Source organism: Klebsiella sp. Q11 (assembly GCF_964241505.1).
GTDB classification, from domain to species: domain Bacteria; phylum Pseudomonadota; class Gammaproteobacteria; order Enterobacterales; family Enterobacteriaceae; genus Klebsiella; species Klebsiella michiganensis.
The window spans coordinates 38,476-61,698 of record NZ_CAXSXW010000019.1; the positions used below are offsets into that span (position 1 = coordinate 38,476).

The window sequence follows — 23,223 nt, forward strand, 5'->3', positions numbered from 1 at the left end:
CATCGAGTTTACAGACTATAACCTAAAGATCATAAAACACCCTGCCGCCCTAACGGCACCACAGAGCAGGGGTCCTGGTGGATAATGACATCGGACCCGGGAAAACGGAGCAACAGCGCCTGCTCCACCTGGTCGGCAATCACGTGTGCCTGAACCAGCGGGAGGTTATCTTCCATTTCCAAATGAATCTGAATAAAGCGAGTCGGCCCTGACTGCCGCGTTCGTAGATCGTGCGCCCCGCTGACGCCTGGCCACGCGGTCACGATATTGATAATTTCCTGGCGTTCCTCATCAGGAAGCGCGCGGTCTAACAACGACTGAACGGCGTCATAAGCCATGCGCAGCGCGCTATATAAAATATAGACGCCTATACCTAATGCAAACAGCGCATCAGCACGGTGCCAGCCGTACCAGGAGAGGGCTAGCGCCACCAGAATTGCGCCGTTCATCATAACATCAGACTGATAATGAAGCATATCCGCCCGTACCGCCTGACTTTGTGTTTTTCTTACTACCCAGCGCTGGAACGTGACCAGCAGCAGCGTGCTGACCAGCGCAATCAGCGTCACCACCATCCCTACGCCCGCCGCATTCATCGGCTCAGGACGAACGAGATGATCAATACCGGTCAAGAACAGAAACAGCGCCGAGCCGGAGACAAACATACTTTGCGCCAGCGCGGCCAGCGATTCCGCTTTACCATGGCCAAAGGTATGTTCTTCATCGGCAGGCTGCAGCGAATAACGCACCACCAGCAGGTTGGTCAACGAGGCGGCGATATCCACCAGTGAATCAACCAGCGCCGCCAGAATACTCACAGACCCGGTATACCACCATGCAAAAATCTTGATCAAAAGTAACGCAGAGGCCATCACCGTCGCCGCAATCGCCGCGCGGCTCACCAGCTGCCCATAAGATTGATTCATAAACGCTCCTTACTTCGCGATGCGCTTAGTATAACCCGATCTTTTACCGGGACGGGGAGCCAGGAGGGCGCTGAATAACGGGCAAAAAAAACCCCCACATCATGTGGGGGAAGACAGGGATGGTGTCTATGGCAAGGAAAACAGGGTTGTTACTGGGGTTGCAGGGTATTGCTACTACTCGAAAGCATCATCGCTGAGCCTTTTTGCATCCGTGCTACCTCACGCAACTGGTTCATTCGTTGCTGGTGCTTAGCGTTTAAAACCGCTTGCTGCTCTGGCGTTAGCAGGTGATACATCTGGTTGCGAACTTTTGCCATTTCAACCTGGCGGGCAACCTGTTCCTGCGCCATCTTATCTGCCTGAGCGCGTACAGCGTTTTCATCAAAATTTTCTGCGGTGACAAGGCGATGCATTGTCTCCATTTCGCTAACATTAACGGGTGGCCTGTCGTGGCGTGCCCGCTGCATAAGATCTCGTAACTGTTGCCGTTGGTGTTCAGTTAAACTTATGCCGTCAAACATATGGCTCTGGCTGCTGCGCTGGACCCCTTCGTCTCCGGGAAGCCAGTTAACGCTGGTGACGACTTCAGCGGCTTGGCTATATGCACTTAGCGCCAGCGTTGAGGCCATGACGGCAGCGATAACATTGCGCATCACATACTCCCAAAACGTTTGTGTCGCGATTCAACGAGAGAGAGTTTACGATGCAGGCTGCAAACATGCGTCAGGGGGTGTAAAACAACGTAAAGTCATGGATTAGCGAGCCTTGATGACGTAATTTCTGCCTCGGAGGTATTTAAACAATGAATAAAATCCTGTTAGTAGATGATGACCGGGAGCTCACCTCCCTGTTAAAAGAGCTGCTCGATATGGAAGGTTTTAATGTGCTCGTCGCCCATGATGGGGAACAGGCGCTGGCCCTTCTGGACGACAGCATCGATTTACTTTTGCTTGATGTGATGATGCCGAAGAAAAACGGTATCGACACGCTCAAAGAGTTGCGTCAGACACACCAGACCCCGGTTATCATGCTAACGGCCCGCGGGAGCGAGCTGGATCGCGTTCTCGGCCTCGAGCTGGGCGCGGACGATTATTTGCCTAAACCGTTCAACGATCGTGAGCTGGTGGCGCGTATACGCGCGATTCTGCGCCGGTCGCACTGGAGCGAGCAGCAGCAGACAACCGAAGCCGGTTCACCGACGCTGGAAGTGGATGCGCTAAGCCTTAACCCCGGCCGCCAGGAAGCCAGCTTCGATGGTCTGACCCTCGAGCTGACCGGCACCGAGTTCACCTTGCTCTATCTTCTGGCGCAGCATCTTGGCCAGGTGGTATCGCGTGAGCATCTTAGCCAGGAAGTGCTGGGTAAACGCCTGACGCCATTCGATCGCGCGATCGATATGCACATCTCCAACCTGCGGCGCAAGCTGCCGGAGCGCAAAGACGGCCATCCGTGGTTTAAAACCCTGCGCGGACGCGGCTATCTGATGGTATCGGCTTCATGATTGGAAGTTTAACCGCACGCATCTTCGCTATTTTCTGGCTCACGCTGGCGCTGGTGTTGATGCTGGTTCTGATGCTGCCTAAGCTGGACTCGCGCCAGATGACCGAGCTGCTGGAGAGCGAGCAACGTCAGGGCATCATGATTGAACAGCACGTCGAGGCCGAACTGGCGAACGATCCGCCAAACGACCTGATGTGGTGGCGTCGTCTGTTTCGCGCCATCGATAAGTGGGCTCCGCCGGGCCAGCGTTTGCTGCTGGTCACCAGCGAAGGTCGCGTTATCGGTGCCGAACGCAACGAAATGCAGATTATCCGCAACTTTATCGGCCAGGCGGATAACGCCGACCATCCGCAGAAAAAGCGCTATGGTCGTCTGGAAATGGTCGGGCCTTTTTCCGTCAGGGATGGAGAAGATAACTACCAGCTCTATCTGATTCGTCCTGCCAATACGTCACAATCAGACTTCATCAATCTGCTGTTCGACCGGCCGCTACTGCTGCTGATCGTCACGATGTTAGTCAGCGCCCCGCTGCTGCTATGGCTGGCGTGGAGCCTGGCGAAACCCGCGCGTAAGCTCAAAAATGCCGCCGATGAAGTCGCCCAGGGCAACCTGCGTCAGCATCCGGAGCTGGAAGCCGGTCCGCAGGAGTTTTTAGCCGCCGGGACCAGTTTTAACCAGATGGTGACCGCGCTGGAGCGCATGATGTCCAGCCAGCATCGTCTGCTGTCCGATATCTCGCACGAACTACGCACGCCGCTGACCCGCCTGCAGTTAGGCACCGCATTGCTGCGCCGCCGCAGCGGGGAAAGCAAAGAGCTGGAGCGTATTGAGATGGAAGCGCACCGGCTGGATAGCATGATCAACGACCTGCTGGTGATGTCGCGCAATCAGGCGAAAACCGCGCTGGTCAGCGAAACGGTGAAAGCCAACCAGCTGTGGGGCGAGGTGCTGGATAACGCCGCCTTTGAAGCCGAACAGATGGGGAAATCGTTCACCGTCGAGTATCCGCCGGGGCCGTGGCCGCTGTACGGTAACCCCAATGCGCTGGAAAGCGCGCTGGAGAATATCGTGCGTAACGCGCTGCGCTACTCGCATACTAAAATTTCGGTAAGCTTCTCAGTGGATAAAGACGGCATCACGGTGAACGTCGATGATGACGGCCCGGGCGTGAGTCCGGAGGATCGCGAGCAGATTTTCCGCCCGTTCTACCGTACCGATGAGGCGCGCGACCGCGAGTCTGGCGGTACCGGCCTGGGGCTGGCGATTGTCGAGGCGGCGATTCAACAGCATCGCGGTTGGGTGAAAGCCGACGACAGCCCGCTGGGCGGCCTGCGCTTAACCCTCTGGCTGCCGCTGTACAAGCGCACCTGATCCCCCCGACCTGGCTTCGCCGGGCCGGGTTCGAAACGGGTAGCCCGGATAAGGCGCAACGCGCCGCCATCCGGGAACGCGCACGGAAGCGCTATTTTCCCCACAATCTCCGCGAATTATTTTCGATCGTCCCGCTCAGGCGCCGTTTCTGCATGGTACGGCTCCAGCTTACCGACAGCCCCGCCGCGGAGAGCAGACGGTGGTACTGCTCATCATCAAACGGCATCTGCCAGGCGATGGCGCCCGCTTCGTGAACGCTCACGTCGCTGAGCCGGGAAACCAGCGCCAGCGGCGCATCGCTGGACACCTGCCCGCCCGCCACCACCCGATACAGCCAGCCGGTTTTGCCGCTGTTTTGCATAAGCTGCGCCATATCGCTGACGGCAAAGTGATAGTTGAGCTTGAAGCACGGCGATCGCGGCTGGGTGACCTGAATCAGCGCTTCTCCCCAGCGGAAGATATCGCCAATGTAGACGTTTTTTTCGGTCAGCCCTTCGGTCGAGAGATTTTCGCCAAACGCCGGGGCGCAGAAAAGATCCGCCTGCTGCGGAAGCTCACGGGCCCAGTGGGCGTAGTGTTCACGGGGATAGTGGCACAGCGCGCGGTCCGGCCCGCCGTGAATTTTCTTCTCCGCCTGCTCATCGCCCTCCAGCCCCAAATCGCCAAGGGTCAGTTCACCATCGACCTGAATTTTACCGATGGCGCTTGGACGGCTGCCGTCATAATCCCTTACCTTGCCCACAAAGACATTCACCGGATAGTGCATCGCTGCTCCTTTGCTGCGGATATAAAAAAAGCGAGTCATCAGACTCGCTTCTCGCTCAGCACAATGCAACCTTATTTTTTGGCGGCAAAACGCGCTGCGGCTTCGTCCCAGTTCACCACGTCCCAGAACGCTTTGATGTAGTCCGGGCGGCGGTTCTGGAATTTCAGGTAGTAAGCGTGTTCCCACACGTCCAGGCCGATAATCGGGAAGCCGGAAGCGCCGGAGATCGCTTCGCCCATCAGCGGGGAGTCCTGGTTAGCGGTTGAAACCACCGCCAGCTTGTCGCCTTTCAGCACCAGCCACGCCCAGCCGGAGCCGAAACGGGTAGCAGCCGCTTTTTCAAATTCCGCTTTGAAGTTGTCAACGGAACCGAAATCACGCTCGATAGCCGCTTTCAGGTCGCCCTGCAGGGTGGTACCGGTTTTCAGGCCTTTCCAGAACAGGCTGTGGTTAGCGTGGCCGCCTGCGTTGTTACGCAGCACGGTTTTTTTGTCTGCCGGCAGCTGATCCAGTTTGGTAATCAGCTCTTCTGCGGACAGGCTCGCGAATTCAGGCAGGCTTTCCAGCGCTGCGTTAGCGTTATTTACGTAGGTCTGGTGGTGTTTAGTGTGATGGATTTCCATCGTCTGCTTGTCAAAATGCGGTTCCAGGGCGTCATAAGCGTACGGCAGGGCAGGCAGTGTATAACTCATAATCATCTCCATTATTGTCGAGCGGCGGAAAGTGTTAATGCCGCGTAAGCAGTTGGTTCATTATAGTTAATTAAATGATATTGAAAACGCTTATCAATGCCGTATTTTTAATAAGGTTATAACAACGGGTAATAGATGTCGTTTTGTGATACAGAACAACTAATTAAGTTTTTGGTTGCCAGGTTCAGGCTTCGGGTGGCAACAGCTTAAAGGCGGAAAAACTGACCGATTTTTACACTCATCGGGTCGGAAGAAGATTTATCCGATAAAAAATAGATGAGGATAAAATCAATGAATCACGCGATTACGATGGGTATTTTTTGGCATTTGATAGGTGCAGCCAGTGCAGCCTGTTTCTATGCCCCGTTCAAGAAAGTTAAACATTGGTCCTGGGAAACCATGTGGTCTATCGGCGGTATTGTCTCCTGGCTGATCCTCCCCTGGGCCATCAGCGCCATGCTGCTGCCCGATTTCTGGGCCTATTACGGCTCTTTTAACGCCTCCACTCTGCTGCCCGTTTTCCTGTTCGGCGCCATGTGGGGTATCGGTAATATCAACTACGGCCTGACGATGCGTTACCTGGGGATGTCGATGGGGATCGGCATCGCCATTGGTATCACGCTGATTGTCGGCACGTTAATGACGCCGATTCTTAACGGTCAGTTTGATGTTCTCATTAACACTAAAGGCGGCCAGATGACGCTGCTCGGCGTGCTGGTCGCGGTGATTGGCGTGGGTATCGTCACCCGCGCAGGCCAGCTGAAAGAGCGCAAAATGGGCATCAAAGCCGAAGACTTCAACCTGAAAAAGGGGCTGCTGCTGGCGGTGATGTGCGGCATCTTCTCGGCCGGTATGTCGTTCGCCATGAACGCCGCCAAGCCGATGCATGAAGCCGCCGCCGCGCTCGGCGTTGATCCGCTCTACACCGCGCTGCCAAGCTATGTGGTGATCATGGGCGGCGGCGCGCTGGTCAACCTCGGCTTCTGCTTTATCCGTCTGGCAAAAGTAAAAAACCTGTCGATAAAAGCCGACTTCTCGCTGGCAAAACCGCTCATCATCAGCAATATCCTGCTTTCGGCGTTAGGCGGCCTGATGTGGTATCTGCAGTTCTTTTTCTACGCCTGGGGCCACGCCAGCATTCCGGCGCAGTACGACTACATGAGCTGGATGCTGCATATGAGCTTCTACGTGCTGTGCGGCGGCCTGGTGGGTCTGATACTGAAAGAGTGGAACAACGCCGGTCGTCGTCCGGTGGGCGTCCTCAGCCTCGGCTGCGTGGTGATTATTATCGCCGCCAATATCGTTGGTCTGGGAATGGCGAACTAGCGTCGTCAGGCGGCGGTGCGACTGCGCTGCCGCCACTGCCCCGGCGTCATGCCTATCTCGCGGTTAAACACCACCGAAAAGTAGTTGCTGTCTTCAAACCCGCACTGCATCGCCACTTCGCCAATCAGCCGTTCGGTATGCTGCAGCAGATACTGCGCGTGACAGATGCGCAGCTGGCGCAGGTAGTGGTTGATGGTCATCCCCGTCTGCTGACGAAACTGCTGGCGCAGCGCGCGTTCGCTGCACCCTTCGCGCTCGCAAAAACGGTCAAGAAAGAAAGGACGATTGAGGCTGCCCGCCAGCTCGGTGAGCAGCTTATCGAGCAGCGCTTCGCTTTGGGTTGCCGCCAGATTATCGGTGGCGTAGCGATAGCGCTGAAGAATAAGCGCCAGCTGCGCAAACAGCAGTTCGGCCATATTATTGGCCTGCGCATCGCTGCGGCTGCTTTCATGCTCCAGCTGGGTAATCACCTGCCTGACCTGAGCCATGCCGCTGCTGCCAATCCGCCAGTGCGGAACCCACGGGGTGCCGAACAGGCCGGGAATGTGCGCCGCCCAGTCAAAGTTAAGCCGCAGCCGGTCCGGGCAATAAATGACGTTTTGCAGGACGAGATCGTTCACCGAGGCGTAGGAGTGTTTATCTTCCGCGCGGATATAGAACAGATCGCCGCGGGTAATGCGCCACGGGCGATCGTTCAGGACGTGCAGGCCGTTACCCCGCCACACCAGCACCAGTTCGCAGAACTCATGGGTGTGCTCGGCGAAGACGTTTTGCGGATAGCGATCCGCCACCGCCACCGCCTGAGCGGGAGAGGCAAAAAATTCATCTTTGCGAAGAATCAGCTGACCTGCCACGACATCAACTCCGGACGCGAATAACGTTTCATTATTCGCGTTTATGTCTGTCAAAACGTTGACTGCTCTCCCGTTACTGAAGAATGGCGTCGCGCCCCTGGCGAATATCGCGCGGAGACCAGTCAAACTCGCGGCGGAAAAGCGTCGAAAAGTGGTTACTGTCGCCGAATCCGCAGCGATAGGCGATATCGGTCACGCTGTCATCGCTATGGCGCAGCAGATGGCGCGCTTTCATCAACCGCACCCGATTCAGATAGCGCTGCGGCGTCAGCCCGGTTTGCTGTTTTAACTGACGGTGCAGGGTTCGCAAGGAGAGCGAAAAGCGCGCCGCCACCTCTTCCCAGCAGATATCTTCGGCAAAATGGTCTTCCAGCCAGGCCATTAAATGGTTGAGCCGCGCGTCGTTGTTGGCGGCCCCTTCGGCGAGGCTGCTTTTACGCAGGTGCACCAGCAGCTGCATAAATAAAATCTCGCGGCTGGCGATGGCGTGCATATCCGCATCCGCGCCAACGTTCTCCATCTGCTCCACAATCTGGCGCACCTGCTGCAACGCATTCTGATTCACCCGCCAGTGCGAGAGGTAGTTCCCTTCCTGCTCCTGCGGCAACAGCGCGTTCAGGCCGGACAAAAAGCGAAACGCGTCCGGCGCGCGATAGAGCACGTTAGTCAGGCATAAATTATCCGTGTGCTCGTAGAGATGGCGATCGTGATCGCGGATAAAGCAGACCGAGCCGCCGCTGATGGTGTAGGGCTGGCCGTTGAAAACGTGAATCCCGGTGCCGTGCTCCACAATAACAATCTCATGAAAATCATGGTGATGCTCAGGAAAAGCGGATTGCGGGAGCCGCGGCTCAATGGCGACAGCTGAAACGCCGGACTTAAAGAAATCCACACTGTGCAACATAGTCATAGCCGCTCCTCGAGATGAGAAAAGTTATCAATCAGTGGAGCAAATAGTAATTAAGGGTCGGCGATCCGGCCTTCAATTTTTGACCGCAAAATTCGTAAAGCCTGCCGCTTTTTCAAGAAATGACGGGAAAGATCGGGAACTGCGGACAACATCACATCCCTCACCCCAGCGCGGAGAAAACGAAACTGTGACCTCCCTCACGGTCACCTTTGCTTTCTTGCCAGCGGCCAATTTTCCCTGTCAGTAACAAGAAGGTGAGCCCGACGCGACTTTTTTAGACTGTATGCAATGATTTTCACAAGGATCTTCCCATGAGTTTTCGTCATTGTGTCGCCGTCGATTTAGGCGCCTCCAGCGGGCGGGTGATGCTCGCCGGTTATCAGCCCGGCCAGCAAACGCTGGCGCTGCGTGAAATTCACCGTTTTACCAATAGCCTGCAAAAGGTGGATGGCTTCGACTGCTGGGATCTCGATAGCCTGGAAGGGGAAATTCGCCGCGGTCTGGAGAAGGTCTGCGAACAGGGCATCCTGATCGACAGCATCGGCATCGATACCTGGGGCGTGGATTATGTCCTGCTGGATAAAGCGGGTCAGCGCGTCGGCCTGCCGGTTTCCTATCGCGACTCCCGCACCCAGGGCCTGATGCGCCATGCCGAAGAGCAGCTGGGCCGGGCGGAGATCTACCGCCGCAGCGGTATTCAGTTTCTGCCGTTTAATACCCTTTATCAGCTGCGCGCGCTGGTTGAACAGCAGCCGGAGCTGGTCAGCCAGGCCGCGCACGCGCTGCTGATCCCGGACTACTTTAGCTTCCGCCTGACCGGCAACATGAACTGGGAATACACCAACGCCACCACCACGCAGCTGGTCAACATCAACAGCGATAGCTGGGACGAAGATCTGCTGAACTGGAGCGGCGCGCCGCGCGAATGGTTCGGTACGCCGACCCATCCCGGCAACGTTATTGGCCACTGGATTTGCCCGCAGGGCAATAACATCCCGGTGGTCGCCGTCGCCAGCCACGATACCGCCAGCGCGGTTATCGCCTCGCCGCTGGCCAGCAAAAACGCCGCGTATCTCTCTTCCGGCACCTGGTCGCTGATGGGCTTTGAAAGCAAAACCCCCTGCACCAGCGATGCGGCGCTAAGGGCCAATATCACCAACGAAGGCGGTGCCGAAGGCCGCTATCGGGTGCTGAAAAATATTATGGGCCTGTGGCTGCTGCAGCGGGTGCTCAAGGAGCAAAACGTCGGCGACCTGCCGGCGCTGATCGCGCGTACCGCTGCGCTTCCGGCCTGCCGCTTCGTCATTGACTGCAACGATGACCGCTTTATCAACCCGGACAACATGAGCGCGGAAATCCAGGCCGCCTGCCGCGAAGCCGGGCAGCCGGTTCCCGATACCGACGCCGAGCTGGCGCGCTGTATTTTTGACAGCCTGGCGCTGCTCTATGCCCGGGTGCTTAACGAGCTGGCGGCGCTGCGCGGTCAGCCGTTCAGCCAGCTGCATATTGTCGGCGGCGGCTGCCAGAACGAACTGCTCAACCAGCTGTGCGCCGACGCCTGCGGCATCACCGTGACCGCCGGCCCGATTGAGGCCTCCACCCTGGGCAATATCGGCATTCAGCTGATGACCCTGGACGAGCTGCACAACGTCGATGAATTCCGTCAGGTGGTGCGGCAAAACTACGCCCTCACCACCTTTACCCCCAATCCTGAAAGTGAAATTGCCCGCTTCGTCGCGCAGTTTCAGCCACAACAGACCAAGGAGCTTTGCGCATGACCACTCAACTTGAACAAGCCTGGGAAATTGCCAAACAGCGCTACGCCAGCGTCGGCGTGGACGTCGAGGAGGCCTTGCGCCAGCTGGATCGCCTGCCCGTTTCCATGCACTGCTGGCAGGGCGATGACGTCGTCGGTTTCGAAAACCCGGAAGGAAGCCTGACCGGCGGTATTCAGGCCACCGGCAACTACCCGGGTAAAGCGCGTAACGCCAGCGAGCTGCGCGCCGACCTTGAGCAGGCGCTGAGCCTGATCCCCGGGCCAAAACGCCTGAACCTGCACGCGCTCTATCTCGAATCCGACGCGCCGGTGCCGCGCAATGAAATTAAGCCGGAGCACTTTAAAAACTGGGTTGAGTGGGCGAAAGCCAACAAGCTGGGGCTCGATTTTAACCCCTCCTGCTTCTCGCATCCGCTGAGCGCTGACGGCTTTACGCTGTCGCACGCCAACGATGAAATCCGCCAGTTCTGGATCGATCACTGCAAGGCCAGCCGCCGTATTTCCGCTTACTTCGGCGAGCAGCTGGGCACGCCGTCGGTAATGAATATCTGGATCCCGGACGGCATGAAGGATATTACCGTTGACCGCTTCGCGCCGCGCCAGCGCCTGCTGAACGCGCTCGATGAAGTGATCAGCGAGAAGCTGGACCCGGCGCACCACATTGATGCCGTCGAGAGCAAACTGTTCGGTATCGGCGCGGAAAGCTACACCGTCGGCTCCAATGAGTTCTATATGGGCTACGCCACCAGCCGCCAGACCGCCCTGTGCCTGGATGCCGGCCACTTCCACCCGACGGAGGTCATCTCCGACAAAATCTCCGCCGCCATGCTCTATATCCCGCGCCTGCTGCTGCACGTCAGCCGTCCGGTACGCTGGGACAGCGACCACGTGGTGCTGCTGGATGACGAAACCCAGGCCATCGCCAGCGAAATCATCCGTCACGATCTGTTCGACCGCGTGCATATCGGTCTCGATTTCTTCGACGCTTCGATTAACCGCATCGCGGCGTGGGTGATTGGCACGCGCAATATGAAGAAAGCCCTGCTGCGCGCCCTGCTGGAACCGACCGCCCAGCTGCGTCAGCTGGAAGTCGACGGCGACTACACCGCCCGTCTGGCGCTGCTGGAAGAGCAGAAGTGCCTGCCGTGGCAGGCCATCTGGGAGATGTACTGTCAGCGTCACGATACGCCGGCAGGCAGCCAGTGGCTGGATAACGTACGCGCTTATGAGAATGCGGTTCTGAGCCAGCGCGGGTAAAACCCGGACGTTCCCCGGGTCGCGGCCGGGCTACAAACCGGTAGCCCGGATAAGCCGTTTACGGCGCAATCCGGGGGCTCGCACATATTCAGGGCGAGGGGCCAACCCCGCGCCGAATCAACAGGAAAGACAAGACTATGCAGACCATTATCGACGCCTGGTTCGTCCAGGGCATGATTAAAGCCACTTCTGACGCCTGGCTGAAAGGCTGGGACGAGCGCAACGGCGGCAACCTGACGCTGCGCCTCGACGAAGCGGATATCGAACCCTACGCGGCGGATTTCCACGCCAAACCGCGCTATATCGCCCTGAGCCAGCCGATGCCGACGCTGGCTAACCAGCCGTTTATCGTCACCGGTTCCGGTAAATTCTTCCGTAACGTCCAGCTCGACCCGGCGGCGAACCTCGGGGTGGTGAAAGTCGACAGCGACGGCGCGGGATACCATATTCTTTGGGGCCTGACCAACGATGCGGTGCCAACATCCGAGCTGCCGGCGCACTTCCTGTCGCACAGCGAGCGCATCCGGCTGACCAACGGTAAAGACCGGGTGATCATGCACTGCCACGCCACCAATCTGATCGCCCTGACCTACGTGCTGGAGAACAACAGCGATCTGTTTACCCGCAAGCTGTGGGAAGGGAGTACCGAATGCCTGGTGGTCTTCCCGGACGGCGTCGGCATCCTGCCGTGGATGGTGCCGGGCACCGACGAAATCGGCCAGGCCACCGCCGAGGCGATGCAGAAACACTCGCTGGTGCTGTGGCCGTTCCACGGCGTTTTCGGCAGCGGCCCCAATCTGGACGAAACTTTCGGCCTGATCGATACCGCTGAGAAATCCGCCGAGGTGCTGGTGAAAGTTTACTCAATGGGCGGGATGAAACAAACCATCACCCGCGAAGAGCTGGTCGCCCTTGGCAAACGCTTCAACGTTCAACCCCTGCAGTCCGCGTTAGACCTTTATCCATAACAACATCGCGCCCCGCTCACCGAGACGGGGCGAAAAAATCACCTGCAAACCCTACAAACTAACTCATGTGGAGTAAAAGCAATGAAAACAAACACAAGCTTGATCCTCACCGTTGCCATCCTGGCGTTGTCCGGTTCCGCTTTAGCCGAAGTCAAAATCGCCCTCGTGGCGAAATCATTGGGAAATGGATTCTTCGAAGCAGCGAACGTCGGCGCGCAGGAAGCGGCCAAAGAGTTAGGCGATGTCAAAGTGATCTATACCGGCCCGACCACCACCACCGCCGAAGCGCAGATCGAAGTGCTGAATGGTTTGATCGCCCAGGGGGTGGATGCGATCGCCATTTCCGCTAACGATCCCGACGCCGTGGTGCCGGTACTGAAAAAAGCGATGCAGCGCGGCATTAAGGTGGTCTCCTGGGACTCCGGCGTCGCGCCGGCGGGCCGCCAGATCCATCTTAACCCGTCCAATAACGCGCTGATTGGCGAAACCAACGTTAAGCTCGCCGCCGATGCGCTGAAGGCGCTGAACGTGGAAAAAGGCGATGTGGCGATTTTAAGCGCCACCCCAACCTCCACCAACCAGAACATCTGGATTGAGGAGATGAAAAAGGTGCTGCCGCAGTATCCGTCCGTCAATCTGGTGACCGTGGCCTACGGTGACGATCTGTCGGATAAAAGCTACCGCGAAGCGGTGGGCCTGCTGAAGTCATACCCTGACCTGAAAGTGATTGTTTCGCCTTCGTCGGTGGGGATCGTGGCCGCCGCGCAGGCGGTGAAAGATCAGGGAAAAATTGGCAAGGTCTACGTCACCGGGCTGGGGCTGCCGTCGGAAATGGCGGGGGCGATTAAGTCCGGCGCCAGCAAAAGCTTCGCCATCTGGAACCCGATTGACCTTGGCTACGCCGCCACGTATCTGGCCGACGATTTAGTCAAAGGCACGGCGACCAAAACCGAAGCCAATATGGGCAAGCTGGGCAAAGTGAAGCTGGACGCCGACGGTAGCGGCGCGATGGCCGAACCGTTCGTCTACGATGCGAGCAACATCGATAAGTTCTCGAAAATTTTCTAACCCTGTTTCCTCACTCCGGCCCTCTTCCAAAAAGAGAGGGAGAAAGTCAGGCCCTCTGCGCACTGCTGCCAGCGAGCACTGAACGGTTCCCTCGCCCCTTTGGGGAGAGGGTTAGGGTGAGGGGTGATTTTACGGAGAACTATCATGTCAGCATCCACCCCACTGCTGTCGCTGAAGGGCATCACCAAGATTTTTCCCGGTGTGCGCGCCCTTGAAAACGTACAGCTCGATCTCTGGCCCGGCAAAGTGACCGCTTTAATCGGCGAAAACGGCGCGGGGAAATCGACGCTGGTCAAAGTGATGACCGGCATTTATCAGCCCGAAGAGGGCGAGATTCTCTATAAAGCGATCCCTATCCAACTGCCGAACCCGGAGTCGGCGCATAAGGTCGGGATCACCGCGATTCATCAGGAAACCGTGCTGTTCGACGAACTCTCGGTCACCGAAAATATCTTTGTCGGCCAGTATCTGCATCGCGGCCTGCTGAAGAAGCTCGACTGGCCCGCCATGCACCGCAAAGCCAGCGAAATTCTCACCCGCCTCGAGGTACAGATTGACCCGCGCGCGACGCTGAAAACCCTCAGTATCGCCCAGCGCCATATGGTCGCCATCGCCCGGGCGCTCTCCTTTGAAGCTCAGGTGGTAATCCTCGATGAGCCGACCGCCGCGCTCTCGCAGCATGAAATTCTGGAGTTTTATCAGATCGTTGAGCGCTTGAAGCAGGACGGCAAAGCGATCCTGTTTATTTCGCATAAGTTCGATGAGATTTTCGAGCTGGCGGACTACTACACCATTCTGCGCGACGGCGTGTACGTCAGCTCCGGTGCGATCAACGACATCACCGAAGAGCGGATGGTGGCGATGATGGTGGGCCGCGCGATTACCCAAACCTACCCGAAAGTCGATTGTATCCCAGGGGAAACGGTGCTGGAGGTGAAAGACCTCTGCCACCCCACCGAGTTCGCCCATATCAGCTTCAGCCTGCGCAAAGGGGAGATCCTTGGCTTTTACGGGCTGGTGGGCGCCGGGCGCACCGAGCTGATGCAGGCGCTCTCCGGAGTCTCGCATCCCTCTTCCGGCGATATCGTGCTGAAGGGAAAACCGATGCGCTTTCGCCAGCCGGCCGACGCGATCGGCGCCGGTATCGTCTGCGTGCCGGAAGAGCGGCAGAAGCAGGGAGCAATTATCGCCCTGCCGATCGCCCAGAACATCAGCCTGCCGCAGCTCAGCAAACTGAACCCCGGCGGCGTGCTTAACGACGCCCGCGAATGGCGGCTGGCGGACGAGTACGCCTCGCGCCTGCAGGTTAAGGCCTTTAGCTGGCGGCTGGCGGTGGAAACCCTTTCCGGCGGCAATCAGCAAAAAGTGGTGATCGGCAAATGGCTGGCGACCCATCCCGAGGTGATTATCCTCGACGAACCGACCAAAGGCATCGATATCGGCTCCAAAGCGGCGGTGCACCAGTTTATGTCCGAGCTGGTCAGCCAGGGGCTGGCGGTCATTATGGTCTCTTCGGAGCTGCCGGAAGTGATGGGCATGGCCGACCGGATTATCGTGATGCACGAAGGGCTGATGGTGGCCGAGTATCGCGCCGGTGAAGCGACGGCGGAAACCATCGTCAGCGCTGCCAGCGGCGCCGGTCGGGAGGCAGCGTAATGGGTAAACAGTTGCTTAAACACCGCGAAGCGCTGCTGGCGGCGGTGATCGTTTTGCTGATCGGCGCTATCGGCAGCCGGGCGCCGTCGTTCGTCTCGCCGGGCAATCTGGTGGAGATGTTTAACGACACCGCCATTCTGATCGTCCTCGCCCTCGGCCAGATGATGGTACTGCTCACCAAAGGCATCGATCTGTCGATGGCCGCCAATCTGGCGCTGACCGGGATGATCGTCGCGCTGCTCAACGCCCACTATCCGGGTATCCCGGTGGCGGCGCTGCTGGCGCTGGCGACCCTGCTTGGCCTGCTGATGGGGATGATTAACGGCCTGCTGGTCTGGCGGCTCGGCATTCCGGCCATCGTGGTCACGCTGGGCACCATGAGTATTTATCGCGGGATTATCTTCCTGCTTTCCGACGGCGGCTGGGTTAACTCGCACCAGATGAGCGCCGATTTTCTCGGCCTGCCGCGCGCCTCGCTGCTGGGGCTGCCGCTGCTGAGCTGGTGCGCCATCGCCGCGCTGCTGCTGGTGGGCTATTTCCTCCGCTACAGCCGCACCGGCCGGGCCTTGTACACCGCGGGCGGCAACGCGACGGCGGCGTACTACACCGGGATTAACGCCGGGAAAATGCAGTTTGTCAGCTTCTGCCTCTCCGGCGCGCTGGCCGGGTTCTGCGGCTATCTGTGGATCTCGCGCTTCGCCGTCGCCTATGTCGATGTCGCCAACGGTTTTGAACTGCAGGTGGTCGCCGCCTGCGTCATCGGCGGCATCAGCACCATGGGCGGAACCGGTCGCGTGCTCGGCTGCCTGTGCGGCGCGCTGTTCCTCGGCGTTATCAATAACGCGCTGCCGGTGATTGGCATTTCGCCGTTCTGGCAAATGGCCATTTCCGGCGCGGTGATCGTCATTGCGGTGCTGCTTAACGAACGCGGTAATAAAGGTAGCGGACGATTAATCCTGCGCAACGCGGCGCTGGCGCGGCAGAAACAGGCGGTGAAATCATGAGCAAAATAATGATGTCTGAAGAGATGAAAAGCGCCCCGGCCGCGCCGTCCCCGCTGCGCCGCTTGCTGTGCTGGGAAGGGTTTCTGCTGGCGGTAACCCTGGCGGTATTCGCGGTTAACGCCCTGGCGTCACCCTGGTTCCTTAATATCTGGAACCTGTCGGACGCCACGTTTAACTTTACCGAAAAAGCGATCATCGTGCTGCCGATGGCGATGCTGATTATCGCCAGAGAGATCGACCTTTCGGTAGCCTCGACGATGGCGCTGAGCTCAACGGCGATGGGCTTCTGCGCGGCGGCGGGTATGGATACGCCGCTGCTGGTGGCCGTCGGGCTGGGCGTGGGGCTGCTGTGCGGCCTGTTCAACGGTATCCTGGTGACGCGCTTTAACCTGTCGTCGATTGTGATCACCATCGGCACCATGAGCCTGTATCGCGGAATAACCTACATTCTGCTGGGCGACAAGGCGCTCAATCACTACCCGGACAGCTTCGCCTGGTTCGGCCAGGGCTACGTGTGGGGGGCGCTCTCTTTTGAGTTCGCGCTGTTTATCCTCCTCGCCGCCGCCTTTACCTTCCTGCTGCATAAAACCAACTTTGGCCGCCGGACCTACGCCATCGGCAATAACCCGACCGGAGCCTGGTTCTCCGGGATCAACGTCAAGCGCCACAATCTGGTGCTGTTCGCGCTGGTCGGGCTGATGGCCGGGCTGGCGGCGGTCCTGCTGACCTCAAGGCTCGGCAGCACCCGCCCGACGCTGGCGATGGGCTGGGAGCTGGCGGTCGTCACGATGGCGGTGCTCGGCGGCGTCAATATTCTCGGCGGCTCCGGCAGCATGGTGGGGGTGATTATCGCCGCCTTCCTGATGGGGCTGGTGACGTTTGGCCTGAGCCTGCTCAACGTGCCGGGGATCGTGATGTCGATCATCATCGGCGCGATGCTGATCGTGGTGATCTCGCTACCGATTATTACCCGGCGGATGATGCTGCGAAGACGAATTTAATTTCCCCTTCACCCTAATCTGACCGGTACGTGTAGCCCGGGTAAGGCGCCAGCCGCGACCCGGGGGCGGGTGAAGGGAAACGGATTACCCAAATCAACATTAAGGAGAATTATCATGAGTTTTATGTTGGCACTGCCCAAAATCAGCCTCCACGGCGCGGGCGCAATCGGCGATATGGTCAAGCTGGTGGCGGGTAAGCGCTGGGGCAAAGCGCTGATCGTCACCGACGGCCAGCTGGTGAAGCTGGGGCTGCTCGACAGCCTGTTTACCGCCCTGGATGAACAGCAGATGTCTTACCATCTGTTTGACGAGGTGTTCCCTAACCCAACGGAAGCGCTGGTGCAAAAAGGCTACGCGGCGTATCGGGAGGCCGGGTGTGATTACCTTATCGCCTTCGGCGGCGGCAGCCCGATTGATACCGCCAAAGCGATAAAAATCCTCACCGCCAACCCGGGGCCATCGACCGCCTACTCCGGCGTCGGCAAAGTGAAAAACGCCGGCGTGCCGCTGGTGGCCATCAACACGACCGCCGGCACCGCGGCGGAGATGACCAGCAACGCGGTTATTATCGACGCCGAGCGCCAGGTAAAAGAGGTGATTATCGACCCCAATATCATTCCCGATATCGCCGTCGATGACGCCAGCGTGATGCTGGATATCCCGCCGTCCATTACCGCCGCCACCGGCATGGACGCGCTGACCCACGCCGTTGAAGCCTTTGTTTCCGTGGGCGCGCACCCGCTGACCGATGCCAATGCCCTGGAAGCGATTCGCCTGATCACCCTGTGGCTGCCGCAAGCCGTGGACGACGGACACAATCTTGAAGCCCGCGAGCAGATGGCGTTTGGCCAGTATCTGGCGGGCATGGCGTTTAACAGCGCCGGTCTCGGCCTGGTGCACGCGCTGGCCCATCAGCCGGGCGCTACCCACAACCTGCCGCACGGCGTATGCAACGCCATCCTGCTGCCGATCATCGAAAACTTTAACCGGCCGAACGCGGTTGCCCGCTTCGCGCGCGTGGCGCAGGCGATGGGCGTCGATACTCGCGGTATAAGCGATGAAGCGGCCAGCATGGAGGCCATCAACGCCATCCGCGCGCTAAGCAAACGCGTCGGCATTCCGCAAGGCTTCAGCCAGCTTGGCGTCAGCAAAGCCGATATTGAAGGCTGGCTGGATAAAGCGCTGGCCGACCCGTGCGCACCGTGCAATCCGCGCACCGCCAGCCGCGATGAAGTCCGCGAACTCTATCTGGAGGCATTATGATCCGCAAAGCTTTCGTGATGCAGGTAAACCCGGACGCGCATGAAGAGTATCAGCGCCGTCATAACCCCATCTGGCCGGAACTGGAAGCGGTGCTGAAAGCCCACGGCGCGCACCACTACGCGATTTATCTCGATAAAGAGCGCCATCTGCTGTTTGCCACGGTGGAGATTGAATCCGAAGCGCGCTGGGACGCCGTCGCCGGGACCGAGGTGTGCCAGCGCTGGTGGCAGCATATGCGCGATGTGATGCCTGCCAATCCGGACAACAGTCCAGTAAGCGCGGAGCTTAAAGAGGTGTTTTATCTCGATTAAATCCATAACGGCCCCGCTGCGTTTAGCGGGGCCACCGCTTCAGATCGAAGAGCGTTAAATCGTTCCGGGAACGGGCGTGGCCCTGAAGGCGTTTACCGCCCTGTCCATCAGCACCCGATCGTCGCTTCCGCTATCCAGTATCGTGTTTTGCGCGGATTCTTTTTCTACCTGCACGGCAACCGCATCGAGCTCTTTTAACCTGGCCGTCGTCAGCAAAGCGCTGACCTGCGCCGCAAAGCAGGCATCCTCTTCGGAGGACTGCGCCTGCGCCGCTGACGTCTCCGTGGTCGCCACGATATGGTTATTCGCAATATAATTCCCTTTGCCGGAAACAAGCCGGATGATGACCGGTTTTATTCCCAGCGGCTTGAGATACTGGACATCAATCGTTTCGGAAATATGATTGGCAATAACCGAATTATTACTGCCGTTTATATGCAGCAAGCCATAGGCATCATCCAGGCCGTTATCATAGGCCTGCATCGGCGGCCAGGGTTCACGATCGCGCAAGAAATGGTTTGCTGAGATCAGATTCTCCGCACAGTTGTTCTCGAGAACGAGCATTCCCGGATAAAATGAATGGAATCGATTGCTGGTAATGGAAGAACGAACCACGCCAGATAAATGAACGCTGCTTGCGCCGCGCGGGAAGATATTGTTGGTAGAAATTAATAGCCCACCAAAATTTTCGGCATAAATAGAATAGCCTTTGTAGCCCGCGCCAATCAGGTTATCGGTTATTTTTGAAGCCTGCCCGGCGCCACGCAGCTCGATACAGTTACCGCATTCGGCGATAAAGTTATTATGAATTGCCATCGCGTCGCTATTGTACGCGGTGAGGCCATGCTCCAGATAGATAAATCCCATCCCGGTAATGCGGAAAGCGTCCTGCGCGCTGGCGATATAAATGCCGGTTTTGCCGTTCGTATAGCTATTTTCCGGGTCGTTGTTTCCCAGCCCATCATCAACAAAGTGCAGACCATCAATACAGAAGTTTTCGAACGCCACCGAACTGATACGCGGCGCCCCGCTGCGTTTCACGTAAAATGCAGCGCCAGCGTGTTCTTCATCGCCGGGCTGCGGGCAGAGATCGACCAGGATACGGCTCCCGCCCGGCCATATATCGTGCAAATTCGCCCACTCGTCCGCCGGCGTATTAAAGCGAATGCTCGAGGAGACAAAACCATGCCCGGAACCCATAACTTTTAAATAACTGATATCAATTAAGACCTGCGTCTTCAGATGATAATCGCCGGGCGGAATATAAATCGCGGCGCCCGGTTTACCCCCGTCGTTAATATCGGTTTCCGTTTGCCTGGATTTAATATCGGCGAGAATACTGTTAATGACTTCGCCAATATCCTCATACGGGTTGCCGACGTGCCACTGCGTAACATCATAATAATTTTTACGTACCATGAAAAACCGCCTCTAATGATAATAAGAAATCGAACATCAACGCTTAAATTTGACTTTGCTTATTCCTGCGAATACGTCGAGCGATATTGCGTAAGCTGTGCCGGCGCGCCGGAGAGCTGGATCCGGGTGAGCTGACTGCATGAGTAATAGCGTCGCGTACCGCATACGCTGCCCTGATTTGCGAAGACCTCAACAATCCCGGCATCAAAACACAGGGTGACGTCGCTGACGCCGGCCACCGGCGCGCGGTAACGCCCATCGTCCCGGCCTTTTTCATATAGCGTCAGATTTTTACCCTCCTGTTCGAGGATGATTTGCTGACCGCTATCGCCCGTTAACGTCAAACGGAAACCACCGGCAGGCATAAAGGTTACAATGCCGGCTTTACAGCCTTTCTCATTAACCCAGATATCACCGTCATCCAGCGCATGGCGGCTGACGACCAATGATTCCGGCGGCAGCTCCGGCATCATGCATAGCCGCTGCTGCGCATTGAGATGAAAGCGACGCGGGAGCGACATTTCCCCCGAGTAAGCGGAATCCACCGGTTTCTGGGTCGCCCAGTTATATAACCAGGCAAAGCCGATTCTTCGGTCGTCCTCGCCCCAGGTTTGCAGGGCGTAGAAATCCGTACCGAAATCTAAAGTCTGTAGCGGCTGCTCGGACGGCGTGAAATAGCCGTTCCGGAAAGTACCGGTCTGGGCAAAAAGCAAATTATGCCGCCCGGTTGTCGGCTCCGTATAGCCAACGACGCCGATAATTAATACCCATACGCCATCCAGGCAGAAGAAATCCGGGCATTCGACGCAGCGACCGCCGTTTTCGCGAAAATAGCCGGGAGCGACATACAGCACATGATGGAACGTCCAGCGTTCACTATCCGCAGAGTGAAAGAGCAGCATCGCCGGATCGCCGTTTACCGACGCGCCGAGGATCATATAAAAAGTGGCATCGGCCTCTTCGTACCACACTTTTGGATCGCGGAAATCGCAGTCCACGCCCGCAGGCAGGTCGGTTAAGACGGTTTTCACCCATTCCGGCTTATCGTAGTCGTCGTGCGCAACGGCCATTTTCTGCACTTCCCGGTAGCCGCGATACAGATCGTAAGCCGGGAGCCGTTCGGTATACCAGAAGCGGGTTTTTCCTTGTTTATCAATATACGCGCTGCCGGAAAACGCGCCGCCCGTCGCGCCCAGCGCCGAAAGATTCTGCTCTGGCTGGAGGAAAACTGGATAATGCCGCCAGTGATACAGATCGCGGCTCACCGCATGATTCCAGTGCATGGGGCCCCATTGGCTGGAGTGCGGATGATACTGGTAAAACAGATGCCACTCGCCGTTCTTGTAGTGCAGCCCGTTAGGGTCGTTCATCCAGCCGGTACGGGGCGAGAAATGCAATGCCGGACGCAGCGGCTCCCGCAGATACTCGTCAGCAATATCCTGACCGCTCATCAGGCGCAAATCCTGCCCGGCTGTCGCGATAAAGGTAACGCCGCGCGCGCGCAGTGAATCCGGATGCCAGGTGTAACAAAGCGATATCTCGCTATATTCCGGCAGCCACTCCAGGGTGGCAACGCCGTCCTGAAACGAGGTCCAGGTAAAATACTGGAAGTAGCGCGGCGCCTCCTGAATCTTAAATACAACCTGACCGTTCACGCGAATAGAAAACAGGGGTTGCGCCGCCGGTTCGGACGCTTTCAGCCACAAATCAATGCGCTGACCTTGTTTAATATTAAATGACAGGGACATCCTGAACCTCCTGTGGTTGACCGCGACCTTTTTCCAGCTCACGTTTTGCAAGATCCGTTTTGATTTTCTCAAGGAACGCGTTATTCAGCTTGAAGTAGCGCACCAGATACGCGCTGATGAAATAACTCACCATCGGCAGCAGTGAGAACATCATGATAATGCCTTGAATGGTCTGCGAATTTTGCTGCGGCTCATTCGCGACATAGCCGGTAAACGCCAGAATCCAGGCGACGATAGCGCCGGCGACCGCCAGCCCCATTTTGAGCATAAACAGGTTTCCCGCGAAGGAGATGCCGGTCAGGCGTTTACCAAATTTCCAGTCGCCGTAGTCATCGACATCGGACATCATTGCCCACAAAATGGGACCAGACTGAATTAAATGCAGAACGTTAATAATGATGAATAGCGTCATCAGCGGGGTCAGGGATTGCGGATCAACAAACCACAGCGCAAATGAGAGAATGCCGAGAATAATATTAATAATGCGGAACAGCGCCAGCTTATCAAAGCGATCGGTCAGCGGTTTGGCAAGCACGCTGCCCAGCATATTACAGGCCACGCCCAGCGCCATAAAGAAGGTAATAAATCCGACCGACTCTTTCATGACGTAAGTAGCATAATAGATAGTGACGCCGCCGCGGATAAATGCCGGGAAAACGTTCAGGAAGGTAATAGTGATCATCAAGAGCCACTGATCGTTTTTGATAATATCCCGCAGGTCTTTCTTCAACGACTCGTTTTGCTTAACCGACACCACCCGCTCTTTAATGCTGGAAAAGCAGAACAGGAACATCAGCGTTGCCGCACCACCCATAATGATCATGGTTAGCTGGAAACCGGACGCACGATCGCCGTTACCCAGCCAGTCCGTTAACGGCAGAATAGAGGAGGAGATAATTAATGTTGCCAGGCCATTAAGGAAAAAGCGCCACGACAGGCAGCCCATGCGCTCTTTCTGATTGAGCGTAATGACGCCGCCGACCGAGCAATAGGGAATATTAATCGCGGTATAAATCAGCGACATGACCAGATAGGTAACCCAGGCATAGATAATCTTGCCGTTCATGCTGAGCTCTGGGGTCGTGAACATCAGTACCGCGCCCAGACCAAACGGAAACGCCATCCATAATAACCATGGGCGGAATTTACCCCAGCGCGAGACGGTGCGGTCGCAGATGGCCCCCATCAGCGGATCGCTAAAAGCGTCAAAGATGCGGATAACCAGGAATAATGTGCCCACCACCCCGGCGTTCAGGCCATATACATCGGTATAAAACCACGTCAGATAGAGCGCCAGTACGCTCCATATCATTCCTGAACCAGCGTCACCCATGCCGTAGCCGATCTTCTCCCTCAGCCCCAGCTTTTCATAAGCGCCTGGCTTTTCCATTGCGGTAGCAGACATA

21 protein-coding genes are annotated in these 23,223 nt (G+C 57.4%); 12 read left to right on the forward strand and 9 right to left on the reverse strand.

What is annotated here, in order from left to right; all coding sequences use genetic code 11:
• Window positions 1-29 precede the first annotated feature (29 nt).
• Together fieF and cpxP are read right to left on the reverse strand one after the other, a co-directional pair.
• Window positions 30-926 (reverse strand): CDF family cation-efflux transporter FieF, encoded by an 897-nt coding sequence (fieF, locus tag ACESQ2_RS24865; protein ID WP_014227425.1) that lies wholly within the window; start codon window positions 924-926, stop codon window positions 30-32.
• 149 nt (window positions 927-1,075) lie between these two features.
• Window positions 1,076-1,579: a cell-envelope stress modulator CpxP gene (cpxP, locus tag ACESQ2_RS24870; RefSeq protein WP_049069843.1), complete on the reverse strand. Its 504-nt coding sequence runs from the start codon at window positions 1,577-1,579 to the stop codon at window positions 1,076-1,078.
• Window positions 1,580-1,728: 149 nt separating this feature from the next.
• Here cpxP and cpxR point away from each other — a divergent pair, with 149 nt between their 5' ends.
• Both cpxR and cpxA read left to right on the forward strand, forming a co-directional pair.
• Window positions 1,729-2,427, forward strand: a complete 699-nt coding sequence (cpxR, locus tag ACESQ2_RS24875) for an envelope stress response regulator transcription factor CpxR (RefSeq protein WP_004127228.1) — start codon at window positions 1,729-1,731, stop codon at window positions 2,425-2,427.
• Window positions 2,424-3,797, forward strand: a complete 1,374-nt coding sequence (gene cpxA / locus ACESQ2_RS24880; RefSeq protein WP_004107505.1) for an envelope stress sensor histidine kinase CpxA — start codon at window positions 2,424-2,426, stop codon at window positions 3,795-3,797. The genes cpxR and cpxA overlap by 4 nt, the downstream gene beginning before the upstream one ends.
• Before the next feature lie 91 nt (window positions 3,798-3,888).
• Here cpxA and yiiM read toward each other — a convergent pair whose 3' ends face one another.
• Both yiiM and sodA read right to left on the reverse strand, forming a co-directional pair.
• On the reverse strand, window positions 3,889-4,563 hold the full coding sequence (gene yiiM / locus ACESQ2_RS24885) for a 6-hydroxyaminopurine reductase (protein WP_046877870.1): 675 nt from the start codon (window positions 4,561-4,563) through the stop codon (window positions 3,889-3,891).
• A 71-nt stretch (window positions 4,564-4,634) separates the two neighbouring features.
• Window positions 4,635-5,255, reverse strand: coding sequence for a superoxide dismutase [Mn] (gene sodA, locus ACESQ2_RS24890; RefSeq protein ID WP_004127220.1), 621 nt, complete (start codon window positions 5,253-5,255; stop codon window positions 4,635-4,637).
• Between the two features lie 291 nt (window positions 5,256-5,546).
• Here sodA and rhaT point away from each other — a divergent pair, with 291 nt between their 5' ends.
• Window positions 5,547-6,581, forward strand: a complete 1,035-nt coding sequence (gene rhaT, locus ACESQ2_RS24895) for an L-rhamnose/proton symporter RhaT (RefSeq protein WP_004107493.1) — start codon at window positions 5,547-5,549, stop codon at window positions 6,579-6,581.
• 5 nt (window positions 6,582-6,586) lie between these two features.
• Here rhaT and rhaR read toward each other — a convergent pair whose 3' ends face one another.
• Window positions 6,587-7,435, reverse strand: a complete 849-nt coding sequence (gene rhaR, locus ACESQ2_RS24900) for an HTH-type transcriptional activator RhaR (RefSeq protein ID WP_004127212.1) — start codon at window positions 7,433-7,435, stop codon at window positions 6,587-6,589.
• 73 nt (window positions 7,436-7,508) lie between these two features.
• Window positions 7,509-8,345: an HTH-type transcriptional activator RhaS gene (rhaS, locus tag ACESQ2_RS24905; protein WP_014227422.1), complete on the reverse strand. Its 837-nt coding sequence runs from the start codon at window positions 8,343-8,345 to the stop codon at window positions 7,509-7,511.
• A gap of 311 nt (window positions 8,346-8,656) precedes the next feature.
• Between rhaS (ACESQ2_RS24905) and rhaB the strand changes: the two genes are divergently transcribed.
• The 9 genes from rhaB (at window position 8,657) to rhaM (ending at window position 18,650) form a co-directional block, all read left to right on the forward strand.
• Window positions 8,657-10,123 carry a rhamnulokinase gene (gene rhaB / locus ACESQ2_RS24910; RefSeq protein WP_085521409.1) on the forward strand — a complete coding sequence of 489 codons (1,467 nt, stop codon included), beginning with the start codon at window positions 8,657-8,659 and terminating at the stop codon, window positions 10,121-10,123.
• Window positions 10,120-11,379, forward strand: coding sequence for an L-rhamnose isomerase (rhaA, locus tag ACESQ2_RS24915; protein WP_025106561.1), 1,260 nt, complete (start codon window positions 10,120-10,122; stop codon window positions 11,377-11,379). Before rhaB ends, rhaA begins: the two co-directional genes overlap by 4 nt.
• Window positions 11,380-11,516: 137 nt before the next feature.
• Window positions 11,517-12,347 (forward strand): rhamnulose-1-phosphate aldolase, encoded by an 831-nt coding sequence (gene rhaD / locus ACESQ2_RS24920; RefSeq protein ID WP_032719438.1) that lies wholly within the window; start codon window positions 11,517-11,519, stop codon window positions 12,345-12,347.
• Window positions 12,348-12,428: 81 nt separating this feature from the next.
• On the forward strand, window positions 12,429-13,415 hold the full coding sequence (rhaS, locus tag ACESQ2_RS24925) for a rhamnose ABC transporter substrate-binding protein (protein WP_004127197.1): 987 nt from the start codon (window positions 12,429-12,431) through the stop codon (window positions 13,413-13,415).
• Between the two features lie 144 nt (window positions 13,416-13,559).
• Window positions 13,560-15,071 carry a sugar ABC transporter ATP-binding protein gene (locus ACESQ2_RS24930; protein WP_373171462.1) on the forward strand — a complete coding sequence of 504 codons (1,512 nt, stop codon included), beginning with the start codon at window positions 13,560-13,562 and terminating at the stop codon, window positions 15,069-15,071.
• Window positions 15,071-16,075 carry an ABC transporter permease gene (locus ACESQ2_RS24935; protein ID WP_025106559.1) on the forward strand — a complete coding sequence of 335 codons (1,005 nt, stop codon included), beginning with the start codon at window positions 15,071-15,073 and terminating at the stop codon, window positions 16,073-16,075. Before ACESQ2_RS24930 ends, ACESQ2_RS24935 begins: the two co-directional genes overlap by 1 nt.
• The gene (locus tag ACESQ2_RS24940) at window positions 16,072-17,076 is read left to right on the forward strand and encodes an ABC transporter permease (RefSeq protein WP_049069838.1); all 1,005 of its coding nucleotides are present in this window, start codon (window positions 16,072-16,074) and stop codon (window positions 17,074-17,076) included. The genes ACESQ2_RS24935 and ACESQ2_RS24940 overlap by 4 nt, the downstream gene beginning before the upstream one ends.
• A 114-nt stretch (window positions 17,077-17,190) precedes the next feature.
• The gene (fucO, locus tag ACESQ2_RS24945) at window positions 17,191-18,339 is read left to right on the forward strand and encodes a lactaldehyde reductase (protein ID WP_373171464.1); all 1,149 of its coding nucleotides are present in this window, start codon (window positions 17,191-17,193) and stop codon (window positions 18,337-18,339) included.
• Window positions 18,336-18,650: an L-rhamnose mutarotase gene (rhaM, locus tag ACESQ2_RS24950; protein ID WP_009653649.1), complete on the forward strand. Its 315-nt coding sequence runs from the start codon at window positions 18,336-18,338 to the stop codon at window positions 18,648-18,650. Before fucO ends, rhaM begins: the two co-directional genes overlap by 4 nt.
• A 54-nt stretch (window positions 18,651-18,704) precedes the next feature.
• Here the strand turns inward: rhaM and ACESQ2_RS24955 are convergent, their stop codons facing one another.
• Genes ACESQ2_RS24955 through ACESQ2_RS24965 form a run of 3 tightly spaced genes read right to left on the reverse strand, consistent with a single transcriptional unit; the run spans window position 18,705 to window position 23,222 of the window.
• Entirely contained in the window at window positions 18,705-20,069 is a 1,365-nt protein-coding gene (locus tag ACESQ2_RS24955) for a NosD domain-containing protein (RefSeq protein ID WP_224260741.1), read from the reverse strand.
• A gap of 59 nt (window positions 20,070-20,128) precedes the next feature.
• Entirely contained in the window at window positions 20,129-21,817 is a 1,689-nt protein-coding gene (locus ACESQ2_RS24960; protein WP_049079701.1) for a glycoside hydrolase family 32 protein, read from the reverse strand.
• The gene (locus ACESQ2_RS24965) at window positions 21,801-23,222 is read right to left on the reverse strand and encodes a glycoside-pentoside-hexuronide (GPH):cation symporter (protein ID WP_046877875.1); all 1,422 of its coding nucleotides are present in this window, start codon (window positions 23,220-23,222) and stop codon (window positions 21,801-21,803) included. Before ACESQ2_RS24965 ends, ACESQ2_RS24960 begins: the two co-directional genes overlap by 17 nt.
• Between the last annotated feature and the right edge of the window lies 1 nt (window position 23,223).

Coding starts and splice junctions, on each gene's coding strand:
- fieF (WP_014227425.1), bottom strand. CDS start 926: ATGAATCAATCTTATGGGCAGCTGGTGAGCCGCGCGGCGATTGCGGCG.
- ACESQ2_RS24965 (WP_046877875.1), bottom strand. CDS start 23,222: ATGTCTGCTACCGCAATGGAAAAGCCAGGCGCTTATGAAAAGCTGGGG.
- rhaS (WP_004127197.1), top strand. CDS start 12,429: ATGAAAACAAACACAAGCTTGATCCTCACCGTTGCCATCCTGGCGTTG.
- ACESQ2_RS24960 (WP_049079701.1), bottom strand. CDS start 21,817: ATGTCCCTGTCATTTAATATTAAACAAGGTCAGCGCATTGATTTGTGG.
- sodA (WP_004127220.1), bottom strand. CDS start 5,255: ATGAGTTATACACTGCCTGCCCTGCCGTACGCTTATGACGCCCTGGAA.
- ACESQ2_RS24930 (WP_373171462.1), top strand. CDS start 13,560: ATGTCAGCATCCACCCCACTGCTGTCGCTGAAGGGCATCACCAAGATT.
- rhaT (WP_004107493.1), top strand. CDS start 5,547: ATGAATCACGCGATTACGATGGGTATTTTTTGGCATTTGATAGGTGCA.
- ACESQ2_RS24955 (WP_224260741.1), bottom strand. CDS start 20,069: ATGGTACGTAAAAATTATTATGATGTTACGCAGTGGCACGTCGGCAAC.
- ACESQ2_RS24940 (WP_049069838.1), top strand. CDS start 16,072: ATGAGCAAAATAATGATGTCTGAAGAGATGAAAAGCGCCCCGGCCGCG.
- cpxR (WP_004127228.1), top strand. CDS start 1,729: ATGAATAAAATCCTGTTAGTAGATGATGACCGGGAGCTCACCTCCCTG.
- cpxP (WP_049069843.1), bottom strand. CDS start 1,579: ATGCGCAATGTTATCGCTGCCGTCATGGCCTCAACGCTGGCGCTAAGT.
- rhaM (WP_009653649.1), top strand. CDS start 18,336: ATGATCCGCAAAGCTTTCGTGATGCAGGTAAACCCGGACGCGCATGAA.
- ACESQ2_RS24935 (WP_025106559.1), top strand. CDS start 15,071: ATGGGTAAACAGTTGCTTAAACACCGCGAAGCGCTGCTGGCGGCGGTG.
- yiiM (WP_046877870.1), bottom strand. CDS start 4,563: ATGCACTATCCGGTGAATGTCTTTGTGGGCAAGGTAAGGGATTATGAC.
- rhaS (WP_014227422.1), bottom strand. CDS start 8,345: ATGACTATGTTGCACAGTGTGGATTTCTTTAAGTCCGGCGTTTCAGCT.
- rhaD (WP_032719438.1), top strand. CDS start 11,517: ATGCAGACCATTATCGACGCCTGGTTCGTCCAGGGCATGATTAAAGCC.
- rhaB (WP_085521409.1), top strand. CDS start 8,657: ATGAGTTTTCGTCATTGTGTCGCCGTCGATTTAGGCGCCTCCAGCGGG.
- fucO (WP_373171464.1), top strand. CDS start 17,191: ATGAGTTTTATGTTGGCACTGCCCAAAATCAGCCTCCACGGCGCGGGC.
- rhaA (WP_025106561.1), top strand. CDS start 10,120: ATGACCACTCAACTTGAACAAGCCTGGGAAATTGCCAAACAGCGCTAC.
- cpxA (WP_004107505.1), top strand. CDS start 2,424: ATGATTGGAAGTTTAACCGCACGCATCTTCGCTATTTTCTGGCTCACG.